Consider the following 12,737-nt stretch of genomic DNA (forward strand, 5'->3'; position numbering starts at 1 on the left):
TTTATAGACTCCCGATTAAAGAATCAATATCAGAATAGACATCAGAGATATCTTGTTGACCATTGATGTTCTTTAAGTACCCTTTTTCTTGATAGAAATCAAGAAGAGGCTGAGTTTGATTTGTATATACAGCTAATCGATTACCAACTGTTTCTTCATTATCATCAGCACGTTGGTATAGATCTCCGCCGCAGCGGTCACAAACACCTTCGTTAGCTGGTGGATTAAAAACAAGATGGTAGGTGGCACCGCAGGATTTACAAATTCTGCGTCCAGTTAGTCGACTCATCAGAATATCATGATCTACTTGAATGTTTATCACATAATCAATCGATTTAGTTAAGTCTGATAAGATTTGTTCTAGTGCTTCAGCTTGAGCTACTGTACGAGGGAAGCCGTCTAATAGAAAGCCTTTCTCACAGTCAGCTAATGCTAGACGCTCACGAACAATTCCAATCGTCACTTCATCAGGAACTAGCGCTCCTTTGTCCATGTACGATTTTGCTTCTAAACCAAGCTCTGTACCGGCTTTAATAGCAGCGCGGAACATATCACCTGTTGAAATATGAGGAATCCCATATTCCTCCACGATTTTTTCAGCTTGTGTGCCTTTACCAGCTCCTGGAGGTCCCATTAAAAGGATGTTCACTCTAATTCCCCCTCGAGTATCTTTACTGGTTTTAGAGACGCATGCCTCTAAAACCAGGTAATTACTTAATAAAGCCTTTATAATGACGCTTTACTAATTGAGCTTCTAATTGTTTCATTGTCTCAAGAGCTACCCCAACAACAATCAGTAAGCTAGTTCCGCCAATCTGTAAAGATTGAGGTAAGCCAGCAAACTTAATGAAGAGAATCGGAAGGACAGAAACAACAGATAAGAATACAGCTCCAACGAACGTTAGTCGATATAACACACGTGTTAAATATTCTTGAGTTGCTTGACCAGGACGAATCCCAGGAATGTACCCACCTTGATTCTTCAAGTTCTCAGCAGCTTGCTCAGGATTCACTTGAATGAACGCATAGAAGTAAGTAAAAGCAATAATAAGAGCTACATAAATCAGCATTCCTACTGGTTGTGTGTAGTCAAATATATACGTGATCGTATCTGTAACAGAATTACTTCCAACGAACGATGCGATCGTTTGTGGTGTAATGATAAACGATACAGCAAAGATTACTGGAATAACGCCTGCCGCATTTACTTTTAACGGTAAGTGAGTGGATTGACCACCAACAGGACTACGATTCATCATACGTTTAGCGTATTGGATTGGAATTTTACGAAGTGCTTGTTGAACGAAGATGACTCCGACAACGATTGCTAAGATTGCTAACACAATTAAAGCAAGGATAACAATTCGAATGAACAGTTGTTCTCCAGCTCCTTCAATTTGTTGAGCGTAAAGTTGTACAGCTCCACCAGGAATTGCAGCAACGATACCAGCAAAGATCAGGATGGAAATTCCGTTTCCTACACCTTTAGCAGTGATTTGTTCACCTAACCACATTAGGAACGCAGTACCAGCTGTTAACACTAACGCGATAACAAGGTAATTACCGATTCCAGGGTTCGTGATTAATACACCACCATAAAACTGGTTAAAGCCATAACTCATCGCTAAGGCTTGAATAAAGCCTAATACAATTGTGAAATAACGTGTAAACTGCGCTAGCTTACGACGACCTACTTCACCTTGCTTAGACCATTCAGTGAATTTTGGAACGACATCCATTTGAAGTAATTGAACGATAATGGATGCCGTAATGTAAGGCATAATCCCCATTGCAAAAATAGAGAAGTTAGATAATGCCCCACCACCAAAAGTATTTAAGAAACCTAATATGCCAGGCTGATCTGCTAGTTTTAACACATCAGCATCGACTCCTGGTACAGGAATAAATGTTCCTAAACGGAATACAACAAGCATTAAAAGGGTAAAGATTATTTTATTTCTTATATCACCCACGCGCATGAAATTGGAGATAGTCTGAAACATTAAATCACCTCGGTTTGGCCACCAGCAGCTTCGATTGCTTCTTTAGCAGCTGACGAGAATTTGTGTGCTTTTACTGTAAGCTTCTTCTCGATAGAACCTTTAGCTAAAATCTTAATACCCGATTTCTCGTTGCTAACTACACCTGTTTCGATAAGAAGTTCTGGAGTTACTTCTGTACCGTCTTCGAAACGATTTAATGCATCTAAATTCACGATAGCAAATTCTTTACGGTTGATGTTCGTGAAACCACGTTTAGGTAAACGTTGGAATAAAGGAGTTTGACCACCTTCAAAACCAGGGCGTACGCCACCACCAGAACGAGCATTTTGTCCTTTGTGACCTTTACCAGCAGTCTTACCGTTACCAGAACCAGTACCACGACCAACGCGGTTACGCTCTTTACGTGAACCTTCTGCAGGTTTTAATTCATGTAATTTCATGTTGGCACCTCCTTACTTAAGAAAATGAGTTCTTAAATTTCTTTAACCGTAACTAAGTGGGCAACCTTATTGATCATCCCGCGAGTTGCAGCATTGTCTTGTTTTTCAACAGTTTGATTTACTTTACGCAAACCTAAAGCTGTTACTGTATCGCGTTGATCTTGTGGACGACCAATGACACTGCGAGTGAGGGTGATTGCTAATTTGTTTGCCATAATGTTCCCTCCTTATCCTAACAGTTCTTCTACTGTTTTTCCACGTAACTTCGCTACGTCTTCAGCACGCTTTAATTGGCTTAATCCTTTAACAGTAGCGCGAACCATATTGATTGGCGTGTTAGAACCTAGTGATTTTGATAAGATATCAGCTACACCAGCAAGCTCTAATACCGCACGTACTGGACCACCAGCGATAACTCCTGTACCGGCAGAAGCAGGTTTAAAAGGATGTTACCAGCACCAAATACTCCGATTATTTCATGTGGAATTGTAGTTCCAACAACAGGAACTTCGATTAAGTTCTTTTTCGCGTCTTCGATCGCTTTACGGATTGCATCAGGTACCTCCTGAGCTTTTCCAGTACCGAAGCCTACGTGTCCGTTTTTGTCACCTACTACAACTAGTGCAGTGAAGCGGAAACGACGTCCACCTTTAACAACTTTCGCAACACGGTTAACTGTAACTACGCGTTCTTCAAGTTCTAGTTTGTTTGCATCAATACGCATCTGATTTGTCCCTCCTTTTGCGATTAAAATTCTAGACCATTTTCACGAGCAGCATCTGCTAATGCTTGAACTCGGCCATGATATAGGTAACCTCCACGGTCGAATACTACTGATTTAAAACCTTTTTCTACTGCACGCTTTGCTACTAGAGCACCTACTTGAGTTGCTGCATCAGCGTTGCTTGTAGAATCTAGTGATAATTCTTTATCTAAAGTAGAAGCACTTGCTACTGTCACGCCATTAACATCGTCAATCAGTTGAGCATAAATATGCTTGCTTGAACGGAAGATGTTTAAACGTGGGCGTTCTGCAGTACCAGTGATCTTAGAACGTACACGTGCATGTCTTTTCTTACGAGTTTTGTTCTTGTCAGCTTTAGTAATCACCTGCGGTCACTCCTTTCTTTTTACCTAAGCGGCATTATTTACCTGTTTTACCTTCTTTACGACGAACGTGTTCACCTTCGTAACGGATCCCTTTACCTTTGTAAGGCTCTGGTGGACGAACATCACGGATGTTTGCTGCTAAAGCACCAACGCGCTCTTTATCCATACCTTTAACGATAATTTTCGTATTAGAAGGAACCTCAACTTCGATACCTTGTTCTGGTGTGATCTCAACTGGGTGAGAGTAACCAACGTTTAGTACAAGCTTAGAACCCTGCTTTGAAGCACGGTATCCAACCCCGATTAACTCAAGACCTCTTTCGAAACCTTTAGATACACCTTCAACCATGTTAGCTAAAAGGGCACGAGTAGTTCCGTGAAGTGCACGGTGTTCTTTTTTATCTGATGGACGAGAGATGTTAATAACGTTCTCTTCGATCGCGATTGTAATTTCTGGGCTGAAAGAACGAGTTAGTTCGCCTTTCGGACCTTTAACTGTAACTGTGTTACCATCCATTGTTAATGTAACGCCAGATGGAATTTCAATAGGTTTTTTACCTACACGAGACATTCTTTTGCACCTCCATTCGTGTATAAAATATTACCAAACGTAAGCAAGAACTTCTCCGCCAACTTGCTTAGCGCGAGCTTCTTTATCAGTAAGAAGACCTTGAGAAGTAGAAACGATTGCAATACCAAGACCGTTCAGTACTTTTGGTACCTCAGTTGATTTTGCATAAACACGTAGACCTGGCTTAGAAATACGTTTAAGACCAGTGATAACGCGCTCGTTGTTTGAACCGTATTTAAGGAAAATACGAATGATACCTTGTTTGTTATCTTCGATGTATTCTACATCACGGATGAAACCTTCACGCTTAAGGATTTCAGCCACTTCTTTTTTCATGTTAGAAGCAGGAACCTCTAGTTTCTCGTGACGCACCATGTTCGCATTACGAATGCGAGTTAGAAGATCTGCAATAGGATCAGTCATTGTCATGTTAATTTACCTCCTTCCCAGAAATGGGTTTTACCAGCTAGCTTTTTTAACGCCAGGAATTTGACCCTTATACGCTAATTCACGGAAACAGATACGGCAAAGTTTAAATTTACGGATTACAGAGTGTGGACGTCCGCAACGTTCACAACGTGTATATCCTTGAACTTTAAACTTAGGCTCGCGTTTTTGTTTCGCTATCATAGATTTTTTAGCCACGTTTTCGCCTCCCTTATTTAGCGATTACTTTTGGAATGGCATTCCGATTTGTGTTAAAAGTTCACGAGACTCTTCGTCACTGTTAGCAGTTGTAACAATAACGATGTCCATACCACGGATTTTAGAAACTTTATCATAATCGATTTCTGGGAAAATGATTTGTTCTTTAATTCCTAGTGTGTAGTTTCCACGACCGTCGAATGCTTTTTTAGAAACACCGCGGAAGTCACGTACACGTGGTAAAGATACAGAAATTAATTTATCTAAGAACTCATACATGCGCTCGCCGCGTAGAGTTACTTTTGCACCGATTGGCATACCTTCACGAAGACGGAAACCAGCGATAGATTTTTTAGCACGAGTGATAACTGGTTTTTGACCAGTGATTGTTTGTAGTTCTTCAACAGCTACGTCTAAAGCTTTAGAGTTAGCTACTGCTTCACCTACACCCATGTTTACAACGATTTTTTCAACTTTAGGTACTTCCATCACAGAACTGTAATTGAACTTACTCACAAGAGCAGGAGTAATTTCTTTAACATATTTTTCTTTTAGGCGGTTCATGTTTTTGTACCTCCCTTCTTATCATAACTATTTATCTAGAATTTCACCTGATTTTTTTGCAACACGTACTTTCTTTCCGTCTTCCACTTTGAATCCTACGCGAGTTGGTTCGTTCGTTTTAGGATCAAGGATCATAACGTTAGAAACGTGAATAGGTGCCTCTTGGCTAATGATTCCACCTTGTGGATTTGCTTGAGAAGGCTTTGCGTGTTTTTTCACGACGTTAATACCTTCAACTAGCACACGGTCTTTTTTAGGATAAGCAGCAAGAATTGTACCAGTCTTACCTTTGTCTTTTCCTGTGATGACCATCACTTTGTCGCCTTTTTTCACATGCATTTTGTTGCACCTCCTTGAATGGTCGAATCTTTTTATCGATTAAAGTACTTCTGGAGCTAAAGATACAATTTTCATGAAGCTGTTATCACGAAGTTCACGTGCAACAGGTCCAAAGATACGAGTTCCACGAGGTGTTTTATCGTCTTTGATAATAACGCAAGCATTCTCATCAAATTTGATGTAAGTACCATCTTTACGACGTACACCACTCTTTGTGCGAACTACAACTGCTCTTACAACGTCACCCTTTTTAACAACGCCTCCTGGTGTTGCTTGTTTCACTGTACATACGATGACATCACCGATGTTTGCAGTTTTGCGACCAGAACCACCAAGAACTTTGATTGTTAAAACTTCACGAGCGCCAGAGTTATCAGCAACTTTTAAACGAGTTTCTTGTTGAATCATTTAGGTTACCTCCTTTCGGAATGAACATCAGTCCGAACGTATTGTTATTAGATAATAACCGCTTTTTCTACAACTTCTACTAGACGGAAGCGTTTTGTAGCTGAAAGTGGACGAGTTTCCATAATGCGAACGATATCGCCAGTTTTAGCTGTGTTTTGCTCATCATGAGCTTTAAGCTTTTTAGAGTATTTTACGCGTTTGCCGTAAAGTGAGTGTGTTTTGTAAGTTTCAACCATAACCGTAATCGTTTTATCCATTTTATCAGATACTACGCGGCCAGTGTAAACCTTACGTTGATTGCGTTCACTCATTGTGCAAACCTCCTCTCATTTATCGATTGTTAACGCCGATCTCTCTTTCACGAATTACAGTTTTCATACGAGCGATCGCTTTGCGTACTTCACGAATGCGAGCTGTATTTTCAAGTTGCCCTGTCGCTAATTGGAAGCGTAGGTTAAAAAGCTCTTCTTTAAGTGATTTAACTTTTTGTTCAATTTCAGCAGTGGTTAAGTCACGAATTTCATTAGCTTTCATTTGATTCACCACCAATTTCTTCTCGTTTTACAAACTTAGTTTGAACTGGTAGTTTGTGAGACGCAAGACGAAGAGCTTCACGTGCAACCTCCTCAGATACTCCTGCGATTTCGAACATTACTTTACCAGGTTTAACAACAGCTACCCAACCTTCTGGAGCACCTTTACCTGAACCCATTCGGACCTCAAGAGGTTTAGCTGTATAAGGCTTGTGAGGGAAAATTTTAATCCAAACTTTACCGCCACGTTTCATGTAACGAGTCATTGCGATACGTGCAGATTCGATTTGACGGTTCGTAATCCAACCAGCTGTTGTAGCTTGTAGACCGAATTCACCAAATGATACTTCTGTACCACCTTTAGCATTACCGCGCATTTTTCCACGGTGTTGACGACGATATTTAACGCGTTTTGGTAATAACATAATTATTTTCCTCCTTCCTGGGATTTTCTCTTAGTAGGAAGGACTTCCCCGCGATAGATCCATACTTTAACGCCTAGCTTACCATACGTTGTGTCAGCTTCTTCATGAGCATAGTCAATGTCAGCGCGAAGTGTGTGTAGAGGAACAGTTCCTTCAGAATAAGATTCAGCACGTGCGATATCCGCACCACCTAAACGACCAGAAACTTGTGTTTTAATACCTTTTGCTCCAGCGCGCATTGCACGTTGAATGGATTGCTTTTGAGCACGGCGGAAAGAAACACGGTTTTCTAATTGACGAGCGATATTTTCTGCTACTAATTTAGCATCAAGATCTGCTCTTTTAATTTCAACGATGTTGATGTGTACACGCTTTTTAGTAAGCTCAGTTAATGCTTTACGTAAAGCTTCAACTTCTGTACCACCTTTACCGATTACCATACCAGGTTTAGCAGTGTGAATAGAGATGTTAATACGGTTTGCTGCACGCTCGATTTCTACTTTAGAAACAGATGCGTCAGAAAGACGTTTCGCAACATATTCACGTACTTTTAAGTCTTCGTGTAAAAGATCAGCATAATCTTTGCCTGCGTACCATTTTGACTCCCAGTCACGGATGATTCCGACACGCAAACCTATTGGATGTACTTTTTGACCCACGAATTATCCCTCCTTCTTTTCTGATACCACGATTGTAATGTGGCTTGTGCGTTTGTTAATTTGGCTTGCACGACCCATTGCACGAGGGCGGAAGCGTTTTAAAGTTGGGCCTTCATTTACGAAAGCTTCAGATACAACTAGATTCTCAAGATCCATGTTGTAGTTGTGCTCAGCGTTTGCTAAAGCAGAGTTTAAAACTTTTTCTACTACTGGTGAAGCAGCCTTAGGAGTGTGCTTTAAAATGGCAATTGCTTCTCCAACTTGCTTACCTCGGATAAGATCAGCTACTAGGCGTACTTTACGAGGAGCAATACGTACTGTTCTTGCAACAGCTTTTGCTTGCATTAGGATACCCTCCTCTCAATTAGCGTCTTGTTTTCTTGTCATCAGCAGCGTGGCCTTTGTAAGTACGAGATGGTGCGAATTCACCAAGTTTGTGACCTACCATATCTTCTGTAACGAATACAGGTACATGTTTACGACCATCATATACTGCGATTGTGTGACCGATGAATGCTGGGAAGATTGTTGAACGACGAGACCAAGTTTTTACGACCTGCTTCTTGTCAGCTTCATTTAGATTCTCGATCTTTTTGATTAAATGATCATCAACAAAAGGTCCCTTTTTTAAGCTACGACCCATGTTTGAACCTCCCTTCGTGATTGTTCTACGGTTCTTTTGTGGAACCGTAGTTCAAACACGTTATTTTTTACGACGACGTACGATAAATTTATCGGATTTGTTTGTTTTCTTACGAGTTTTGAAACCAAGAGTTGGTTTGCCCCAAGGTGACATAGGTGACTTACGACCGATTGGTGTACGGCCTTCACCACCACCATGTGGGTGATCGTTAGGGTTCATTACAGATCCACGTACAGTTGGGCGCTTACCTAACCAACGAGAACGACCTGCTTTACCGATGTTGATCAATTCGTGTTGCTCGTTACCAACTTGACCTACAGTTGCACGACAAGCTGAAAGAATCATGCGAACTTCACCAGAGTTTAGGCGTACAAGAACGTATTTACCTTCTTTACCTAGTACTTGTGCAGATGTACCTGCAGAACGTACTAATTGTCCACCTTTACCAGGCTTTAATTCGATGTTGTGGATAACTGTACCCACAGGGATGTTGATAAGTGGTAATGCGTTACCTACTTTAATGTCAGCCTCTGCACCTGACATAATTTCCATACCTACTTCTAGGTTTTTAGGAGCAATGATGTAACGCTTTTCACCGTCAACGTAGTTAATTAATGCAATGTTTGCAGAACGGTTTGGATCATACTCAATAGTGGCAACGCGTCCAGGTATACCATCTTTATCGCGTTTGAAGTCGATAACACGGTACTGACGCTTATGACCGCCACCATGATGACGAACTGTTAACTTACCTTGGTTGTTACGACCAGCCTTCTTAGGAAGTGGTTGAAGTAAAGACTTTTCTGGAGTGCTAGTTGTAATCTCAGCAAAATCAGAAGTTGTCATGTTACGACGGCCGTTTGAGGTAGGTTTATACTTTTTAATCGCCATTATTTTCCCTCCTCTTCTTGAATAGTTATTTATTATGCTTCGAAGAATTCGATTTCTTTGCTATCAGTAGTTAATTTAACAATAGCTTTACGACGTTTGTTAGTGTAACCTGCGTGACGTCCCATACGCTTGAACTTACCTTTGTAGTTCATGATGTTTACTTTCTCAACTTTAACACCGAAGATTTCTTCTACAGCGTCTTTAACTTGAGTTTTGTTAGCAGTAGTAGACACTTCGAATGTGTACTTTTTGTCTGCCATCAAGTCAGTTGAGCGTTCAGTGATAACGGGGCGCTTAATGATATCGCGAGCATCCATTATGCAAGCACCTCCTCTACTTTTTCAACAGCAGCTTTAGTCATAACTAGTTTGTCGTGACCTAAAACATCAAGCACGCTGATTCCGTTTGAAGGAACAACTGTTACTCCAGGAATGTTACGAGCAGAAAGAGCTACATTTTCATCTAAACCATCTGTTACAACAAGTACTTTGTTGTCTAAAGAAAGGTTTTTAAGAACTGCAACAAATTCTTTTGTTTTTGGTGCTGCAAAAGTTAATTGATCTAAAACGATGATGTTCTCTTCTACTACTTTAGTAGATAGAGCAGATTTAATAGCTAAGCGACGTACCTTTTTAGGTAGCTTGTAGCTGTAGCTTCTTGGAGTAGGACCGAATACGATACCGCCTCCACGCCATTGAGGTGAGCGGATAGAACCTTGACGAGCACGACCCGTACCTTTTTGGCGCCATGGTTTACGACCACCGCCTGCTACTTCAGAACGACCTTTAACCTTGTGGTTACCTTGACGTAAAGAAGCTCTTTGCATGATTACCGCATCAAACATTACAGATTGATTTGGTTCGATTCCGAAAATAGAATCATTTAATTCAATATCTCCAACTTGGGAGCCTGTTTGGTTCAATAAAGATACTTTTGGCATCTTAATTTCCTCCTTTCTTACGAAGTTCTATTAGTTTGCTTTAACAGCTGATTGAACTTTAACTAGTGCTTTCTTAGCTCCAGGTACATTACCTTTAACTAGAAGTAAGTTACGCTCTACATCAACTTTAACGATTTCTAAGTTTTGAACTGTAACGATGTCGCCACCCATACGTCCAGGTAATAATTTACCTTTGAATACGCGGTTAGGAGCAACTGGTCCCATTGAACCAGGACGACGGTGGTAACGAGAACCGTGAGACATTGGTCCGCGAGATTGTCCGTGGCGTTTAATAGCACCTTGGAAACCTTTACCTTTTGAAACTCCTGTTACGTCTACTACATCTCCTGCAGCGAATGTATCAACTTTGACTTCTTGACCAACTTCGTACTCAGCCACGTTTGCATCACGAATTTCGCGAATGAAGCGCTTAGGAGCAGTTTCTGCTTTAGCTGCATGGCCTGTGCGAGGTTTGTTAGCTAACTTCGCGCGCATATCTTCAAAACCTAACTGAATTGCTGAATAGCCATCAGTGTCAGCAGTTTTCTTTTGAAGAACAACGTTTGGAGTAGCTTCGATAACTGTAACCGGGATAAGATCTCCGTTTTCTGCGAAAACTTGAGTCATACCGATTTTTCTACCTAAGATTCCTTTGGTCATAAGTCACACCTCCTGAAAATATAATGTTTATTAATTATAGTTTGATTTCAATATCTACACCTGACGGTAAATCTAAACGCATTAACGCATCAACAGTTTGTGGTGTTGGGTTAACAATATCGATTAGACGTTTATGAGTGCGCATTTCGAACTGCTCACGAGAATCTTTGTACTTGTGAACCGCACGTAGAATTGTGTATACAGACTTTTCTGTCGGTAATGGGATCGGACCAGACACTGACGCCCCAGAACGCTTAGCTGTTTCAACAATCTTCTCAGCAGATTGATCTAAAATTCTGTGATCATACGCTTTTAAACGGATACGAATTTTTTGTTTTGCCATTATTTTCCCTCCTTTATCGCCTATTTCATTATAGACATTCTCCACGGAAATTTCCCACACACTCGCCATGGCAAAGCGGCCGGGTGTGTCAGCAACCTTCCATATCATCGCAGTCAAAGACCAACATTGTCTATTATACTAAAAACTTGAGCCCAATGCAAGAACTTAATAAAATTATTACATCCGAGCCGCACTTGTTCTATTATACATATTTCCTACTAAGGATTCAACCCAAAATTTAAATGAATTTATAGGTTTGTTTTCCTAAATGGAATTGCATTCTCATAAGCTTTTACGATGCTGCATAGTTGAATAGGCCAAGAAAAAAAGCCAGCGAAAATTTCGCTGACTTTTTGCTCACCTTACAAATTACTCAGTGATAGTTGCTACGACACCAGCACCTACAGTACGTCCACCCTCACGGATAGAGAACTTAGTACCTTCTTCGATCGCGATTGGAGCGATAAGCTCAACCGTCATTTCGATGTTGTCGCCAGGCATAACCATTTCAGTACCTTCTGGTAATTGGATGATTCCAGTTACGTCAGTTGTACGGAAATAGAATTGTGGGCGGTAGTTAGAGAAGAATGGAGTGTGACGTCCACCTTCTTCTTTAGATAAAACGTAAACTTCCGCTTGGAATTTAGTGTGTGGAGTGATTGTTCCTGGTTTAGCAAGAACTTGTCCACGTTGGATATCTTCACGAGATACACCACGAAGTAGCGCACCGATGTTGTCTCCAGCTTCTGCATAGTCAAGAAGCTTACGGAACATTTCTACTCCAGTTACAGTCGTTTGTTTGTTCTCTTCAGCGATACCGATGATATCGATAACGTCTCCAACTTTAACTACTCCACGCTCAACACGTCCAGTAGCAACTGTACCACGACCAGTGATTGAGAATACGTCCTCAACTGGCATCATGAATGGCTTTTCAGTGTCACGTTCTGGAGTTGGGATGTACTCATCAACAGCGTTCATAAGCTCGATGATTTTTTCTTCCCAATCAGCTTCACCTTCAAGAGCTTTAAGAGCAGAACCTTGGATTACAGGAACATCGTCTCCAGGGAAATCGTACTCAGAAAGAAGGTCACGAACTTCCATTTCAACTAGTTCAAGTAATTCTTCGTCGTCTACCATGTCACATTTGTTTAAGAATACAACTAGGTAAGGTACACCTACTTGACGAGAAAGAAGGATGTGCTCACGAGTTTGAGGCATTGGGCCGTCAGCAGCAGATACTACTAGGATACCGCCGTCCATTTGTGCAGCACCAGTGATCATGTTTTTAACGTAGTCAGCATGTCCTGGGCAGTCTACGTGTGCATAGTGACGTGCATCAGTTTCATACTCAACGTGTGCAGTTGAGATTGTGATTCCACGCTCACGCTCTTCTGGAGCACCATCGATTTGATCGTATGCCATAGCTTGACCTTTACCAGATCTTTTAGCTAGAACAGTTGTGATTGCAGCTGTTAATGTTGTTTTACCGTGGTCAACGTGACCAATTGTACCAATATTCGCATGCGTTTTGGAACGATCGAATTTTTCCTTACCCATTCG

At 41.1% G+C, this 12,737-nt stretch carries 23 protein-coding genes and 1 pseudogene; all 24 read right to left on the bottom strand.

Annotated elements, in window-relative coordinates:
- Window position 1: 1 nt before the first annotated feature.
- Complete coding sequence (locus M44_RS00755) at window positions 2–649, bottom strand: adenylate kinase (protein ID WP_010169913.1); 648 nt, start codon at window positions 647–649, stop codon at window positions 2–4.
- Window positions 650–710: 61 nt separating this feature from the next.
- Window positions 711–2,003 (bottom strand): preprotein translocase subunit SecY, encoded by a 1,293-nt coding sequence (gene secY / locus M44_RS00760; protein WP_010169914.1) that lies wholly within the window; start codon window positions 2,001–2,003, stop codon window positions 711–713.
- On the bottom strand, window positions 2,003–2,443 hold the full coding sequence (gene rplO / locus M44_RS00765; RefSeq protein ID WP_010169915.1) for a 50S ribosomal protein L15: 441 nt from the start codon (window positions 2,441–2,443) through the stop codon (window positions 2,003–2,005). Before rplO ends, secY begins: the two co-directional genes overlap by 1 nt.
- A gap of 32 nt (window positions 2,444–2,475) precedes the next feature.
- Window positions 2,476–2,658: a 50S ribosomal protein L30 gene (gene rpmD, locus M44_RS00770; protein ID WP_010169916.1), complete on the bottom strand. Its 183-nt coding sequence runs from the start codon at window positions 2,656–2,658 to the stop codon at window positions 2,476–2,478.
- Window positions 2,659–2,670: 12 nt separating this feature from the next.
- Window positions 2,671–3,167 (bottom strand): annotated as a pseudogene (rpsE, locus tag M44_RS00775) (30S ribosomal protein S5).
- Between the two features lie 23 nt (window positions 3,168–3,190).
- Entirely contained in the window at window positions 3,191–3,553 is a 363-nt protein-coding gene (gene rplR, locus M44_RS00780; RefSeq protein ID WP_010169917.1) for a 50S ribosomal protein L18, read from the bottom strand.
- Window positions 3,554–3,587: 34 nt separating this feature from the next.
- Window positions 3,588–4,124 carry a 50S ribosomal protein L6 gene (gene rplF, locus M44_RS00785; RefSeq protein ID WP_010169918.1) on the bottom strand — a complete coding sequence of 179 codons (537 nt, stop codon included), beginning with the start codon at window positions 4,122–4,124 and terminating at the stop codon, window positions 3,588–3,590.
- 30 nt (window positions 4,125–4,154) lie between these two features.
- Window positions 4,155–4,553: a 30S ribosomal protein S8 gene (rpsH, locus tag M44_RS00790; RefSeq protein WP_010169919.1), complete on the bottom strand. Its 399-nt coding sequence runs from the start codon at window positions 4,551–4,553 to the stop codon at window positions 4,155–4,157.
- A gap of 30 nt (window positions 4,554–4,583) precedes the next feature.
- Complete coding sequence (rpsN, locus tag M44_RS00795) at window positions 4,584–4,769, bottom strand: 30S ribosomal protein S14 (RefSeq protein WP_010169920.1); 186 nt, start codon at window positions 4,767–4,769, stop codon at window positions 4,584–4,586.
- 24 nt (window positions 4,770–4,793) lie between these two features.
- Window positions 4,794–5,333: a 50S ribosomal protein L5 gene (rplE, locus tag M44_RS00800; protein WP_010169921.1), complete on the bottom strand. Its 540-nt coding sequence runs from the start codon at window positions 5,331–5,333 to the stop codon at window positions 4,794–4,796.
- 27 nt (window positions 5,334–5,360) lie between these two features.
- Window positions 5,361–5,672, bottom strand: coding sequence for a 50S ribosomal protein L24 (rplX, locus tag M44_RS00805; RefSeq protein WP_010169922.1), 312 nt, complete (start codon window positions 5,670–5,672; stop codon window positions 5,361–5,363).
- A 39-nt stretch (window positions 5,673–5,711) separates the two neighbouring features.
- The gene (gene rplN, locus M44_RS00810; protein WP_010169924.1) at window positions 5,712–6,080 is read right to left on the bottom strand and encodes a 50S ribosomal protein L14; all 369 of its coding nucleotides are present in this window, start codon (window positions 6,078–6,080) and stop codon (window positions 5,712–5,714) included.
- Window positions 6,081–6,127: 47 nt separating this feature from the next.
- The gene (rpsQ, locus tag M44_RS00815) at window positions 6,128–6,391 is read right to left on the bottom strand and encodes a 30S ribosomal protein S17 (protein WP_010169926.1); all 264 of its coding nucleotides are present in this window, start codon (window positions 6,389–6,391) and stop codon (window positions 6,128–6,130) included.
- A 19-nt stretch (window positions 6,392–6,410) separates the two neighbouring features.
- Window positions 6,411–6,614 carry a 50S ribosomal protein L29 gene (gene rpmC, locus M44_RS00820; protein ID WP_003351417.1) on the bottom strand — a complete coding sequence of 68 codons (204 nt, stop codon included), beginning with the start codon at window positions 6,612–6,614 and terminating at the stop codon, window positions 6,411–6,413.
- A complete protein-coding gene (gene rplP / locus M44_RS00825) occupies window positions 6,604–7,038 on the bottom strand; it encodes a 50S ribosomal protein L16 (protein WP_010169932.1) in 435 nt (144 codons plus the stop codon). The genes rpmC and rplP overlap by 11 nt, the downstream gene beginning before the upstream one ends.
- A gap of 2 nt (window positions 7,039–7,040) precedes the next feature.
- Window positions 7,041–7,697: a 30S ribosomal protein S3 gene (gene rpsC / locus M44_RS00830; protein ID WP_010169933.1), complete on the bottom strand. Its 657-nt coding sequence runs from the start codon at window positions 7,695–7,697 to the stop codon at window positions 7,041–7,043.
- A 3-nt stretch (window positions 7,698–7,700) separates the two neighbouring features.
- Window positions 7,701–8,042: a 50S ribosomal protein L22 gene (rplV, locus tag M44_RS00835; RefSeq protein ID WP_010169935.1), complete on the bottom strand. Its 342-nt coding sequence runs from the start codon at window positions 8,040–8,042 to the stop codon at window positions 7,701–7,703.
- 19 nt (window positions 8,043–8,061) lie between these two features.
- A complete protein-coding gene (rpsS, locus tag M44_RS00840) occupies window positions 8,062–8,340 on the bottom strand; it encodes a 30S ribosomal protein S19 (protein ID WP_010169937.1) in 279 nt (92 codons plus the stop codon).
- 60 nt (window positions 8,341–8,400) lie between these two features.
- Complete coding sequence (gene rplB, locus M44_RS00845) at window positions 8,401–9,231, bottom strand: 50S ribosomal protein L2 (RefSeq protein WP_010169940.1); 831 nt, start codon at window positions 9,229–9,231, stop codon at window positions 8,401–8,403.
- Between the two features lie 32 nt (window positions 9,232–9,263).
- The gene (rplW, locus tag M44_RS00850) at window positions 9,264–9,551 is read right to left on the bottom strand and encodes a 50S ribosomal protein L23 (protein ID WP_029326662.1); all 288 of its coding nucleotides are present in this window, start codon (window positions 9,549–9,551) and stop codon (window positions 9,264–9,266) included.
- Window positions 9,548–10,171, bottom strand: a complete 624-nt coding sequence (gene rplD / locus M44_RS00855; RefSeq protein ID WP_010169944.1) for a 50S ribosomal protein L4 — start codon at window positions 10,169–10,171, stop codon at window positions 9,548–9,550. The genes rplW and rplD overlap by 4 nt, the downstream gene beginning before the upstream one ends.
- 30 nt (window positions 10,172–10,201) lie before the next feature.
- Complete coding sequence (gene rplC / locus M44_RS00860) at window positions 10,202–10,831, bottom strand: 50S ribosomal protein L3 (RefSeq protein WP_010169946.1); 630 nt, start codon at window positions 10,829–10,831, stop codon at window positions 10,202–10,204.
- 34 nt (window positions 10,832–10,865) lie between these two features.
- The gene (gene rpsJ, locus M44_RS00865; RefSeq protein ID WP_003156464.1) at window positions 10,866–11,174 is read right to left on the bottom strand and encodes a 30S ribosomal protein S10; all 309 of its coding nucleotides are present in this window, start codon (window positions 11,172–11,174) and stop codon (window positions 10,866–10,868) included.
- Window positions 11,175–11,543: 369 nt separating this feature from the next.
- A complete protein-coding gene (gene tuf / locus M44_RS00870; RefSeq protein WP_010170021.1) occupies window positions 11,544–12,734 on the bottom strand; it encodes an elongation factor Tu in 1,191 nt (396 codons plus the stop codon).
- Between the last annotated feature and the right edge of the window lie 3 nt (window positions 12,735–12,737).

This window comes from Bacillus coahuilensis m4-4 (assembly GCF_000171615.1).
Lineage (GTDB): Bacteria > Bacillota > Bacilli > Bacillales > Bacillaceae_K > Bacillus_T > Bacillus_T coahuilensis.

Excerpts from the sequence above, each read along its gene's own strand:
- rpmD (WP_010169916.1), bottom strand. The coding sequence starts at position 2,658 with ATGGCAAACAAATTAGCAATCACCCTCACTCGCAGTGTCATTGGTCGT.
- rpsQ (WP_010169926.1), bottom strand. The coding sequence starts at position 6,391 with ATGAGTGAACGCAATCAACGTAAGGTTTACACTGGCCGCGTAGTATCT.
- rplD (WP_010169944.1), bottom strand. The coding sequence starts at position 10,171 with ATGCCAAAAGTATCTTTATTGAACCAAACAGGCTCCCAAGTTGGAGAT.
- rplB (WP_010169940.1), bottom strand. The coding sequence starts at position 9,231 with ATGGCGATTAAAAAGTATAAACCTACCTCAAACGGCCGTCGTAACATG.
- secY (WP_010169914.1), bottom strand. The coding sequence starts at position 2,003 with ATGTTTCAGACTATCTCCAATTTCATGCGCGTGGGTGATATAAGAAAT.
- rplX (WP_010169922.1), bottom strand. The coding sequence starts at position 5,672 with ATGCATGTGAAAAAAGGCGACAAAGTGATGGTCATCACAGGAAAAGAC.
- rpsH (WP_010169919.1), bottom strand. The coding sequence starts at position 4,553 with ATGACAATGACTGATCCTATTGCAGATCTTCTAACTCGCATTCGTAAT.
- rpsS (WP_010169937.1), bottom strand. The coding sequence starts at position 8,340 with ATGGGTCGTAGCTTAAAAAAGGGACCTTTTGTTGATGATCATTTAATC.
- rplF (WP_010169918.1), bottom strand. The coding sequence starts at position 4,124 with ATGTCTCGTGTAGGTAAAAAACCTATTGAAATTCCATCTGGCGTTACA.
- rplO (WP_010169915.1), bottom strand. The coding sequence starts at position 2,443 with ATGAAATTACATGAATTAAAACCTGCAGAAGGTTCACGTAAAGAGCGT.
- rplN (WP_010169924.1), bottom strand. The coding sequence starts at position 6,080 with ATGATTCAACAAGAAACTCGTTTAAAAGTTGCTGATAACTCTGGCGCT.
- rplV (WP_010169935.1), bottom strand. The coding sequence starts at position 8,042 with ATGCAAGCAAAAGCTGTTGCAAGAACAGTACGTATTGCTCCTCGTAAA.
- rpmC (WP_003351417.1), bottom strand. The coding sequence starts at position 6,614 with ATGAAAGCTAATGAAATTCGTGACTTAACCACTGCTGAAATTGAACAA.
- rpsJ (WP_003156464.1), bottom strand. The coding sequence starts at position 11,174 with ATGGCAAAACAAAAAATTCGTATCCGTTTAAAAGCGTATGATCACAGA.
- rplP (WP_010169932.1), bottom strand. The coding sequence starts at position 7,038 with ATGTTATTACCAAAACGCGTTAAATATCGTCGTCAACACCGTGGAAAA.
- rplC (WP_010169946.1), bottom strand. The coding sequence starts at position 10,831 with ATGACCAAAGGAATCTTAGGTAGAAAAATCGGTATGACTCAAGTTTTC.
- rplE (WP_010169921.1), bottom strand. The coding sequence starts at position 5,333 with ATGAACCGCCTAAAAGAAAAATATGTTAAAGAAATTACTCCTGCTCTT.
- tuf (WP_010170021.1), bottom strand. The coding sequence starts at position 12,734 with ATGGGTAAGGAAAAATTCGATCGTTCCAAAACGCATGCGAATATTGGT.